This is a genomic window from Endozoicomonas sp. YOMI1, from assembly GCF_024606345.1.
Classification (GTDB): Bacteria; Pseudomonadota; Gammaproteobacteria; order Pseudomonadales; family Endozoicomonadaceae; genus Endozoicomonas.
Genome location: NZ_JAHHPM010000405.1, coordinates 1 through 1,508 on the forward strand (window position 1 = coordinate 1; position 1,508 = coordinate 1,508).

Consider the following 1,508-nt stretch of genomic DNA (forward strand, 5'->3'; position numbering starts at 1 on the left):
CCTGATTACTTTGTAGACACACCGAACACTGAAAACACAAGAATATTGAGAGGCTAAGTTGTATCCACCATAAGCGTTTTCAGGCTGATACTCTTACCCACAGTTATTGCTGTTAACAGTTCGGTCCATGAGTCGATAATAAACCAGTCAAACAGCCCCCTTATCCCATGCCAGAGCGATTTTTTTGATTTCGATACCGACAACGCTTTTTGGAAAAGAGGGCAGGCAAGCTGCTCTATCTGATCAATGAGAAAAGCGGTAAATGTCAAGCTGGCAAAGTTTGTCGCCAGATGCATCTCTCCGTGCCCGTAATTGTGTTCCAGGTTGTACCCTTGTGTTTTCAGTGTGTTAAACGTTTCGTTCTCAATTTTCCACTTGGCGCGTGCTCCTCGCATGACTTTGGTCACGTTTTCAAGGGTAATGTAAATATCAGTAACCCAAGTGTTGGTGTATTTCTTTCCTTTGGGACTGATTTCTACGTACTCAAGGTAGTTGACCAATATCTCTTTATGGGACTTATTGATGGGAACTCCATTGACGAACCGGAACCAGTGTCGATAGCCATCTTCGTCGGTATACCCATGGCGAACAACTTTGTTCGCTATGTCCAGCTCATCCACTGCTTCATAAAGTGATGGGTGACTGGTGTCCTTCGCAACCATGATGAAGCTGTAGTTATAGGATTTAACCAGCTTTATCGTGGGTCCATCGGAGTATAAATCGTCAAAGTTGAGCACCAGTTTCAGGTGCGGGTGCTCTCTGGCAATGTTCGCCAGAAGTCTTTTGAGAGCTGTTTGCTCACAGTCGTTTTTTGAGGCATCTACCTGCTGAATGATGGGTTCAGGCATCAAAGGTAGTACTTCCTTCTTACCCGGTTTAACCAGACAGCAAGCCAGCAACTGATGGTAGTACTGGGGATTTTTGCTATCCGGTTTTTTCACACAGCACTCAGGGCAATGGATGGTTCCAGAAGCAAAATGCCCTGTTCCATCAATAGGAGCGAGATAACCTTCCTCAAAATACTCAAATTGTTTGAGCCAGCCGGAGCGCTGAACATAGGCAAACAAAATGGTAAAAAACTTCCGAAAATAGCGGGTCTCAATGGGATCAAGCAGTTCACGAAGGCGCGAATCACTGGGAACTTGCTCAACACCATAAAGGGATTTCAGGTTATGGAGCTTATCAGCATCATTCAGGCAGTCCTGGTCAAACTTAAGCAACGATGGATATTTCAGATGCATGACAGCAAGACCGCACATGACGGCATCATGCAGAGAGATTTTCGCATGGTTGTTTTTTGGTCGAAAATCCGGAATCTTTGCAGCTTCTTTCGAGACCAGCGAGATCAATTTTTCAGCAAGCGCTTTATTCTTTGATGGAGGCACAGTAACACGACATTAATAGTATATATGCCAAATAATATACTAAAAGTCTGCGATTGCAGGAATAGCTACTTTCCCTCTAACCCTTGATATCATTGATGGTAATCAATTTATCGGGAATTGCTG

At 44.1% G+C, this 1,508-nt stretch carries 1 protein-coding gene; it reads right to left on the minus strand.

From position 1 onward, the window contains the following. Positions 1-53: 53 nt before the first annotated feature. Positions 54-1,385 carry a hypothetical protein gene (locus KDK15_RS14420; protein WP_257296084.1) on the minus strand — a complete coding sequence of 444 codons (1,332 nt, stop codon included), beginning with the start codon at positions 1,383-1,385 and terminating at the stop codon, positions 54-56. Positions 1,386-1,508 lie beyond the last annotated feature (123 nt).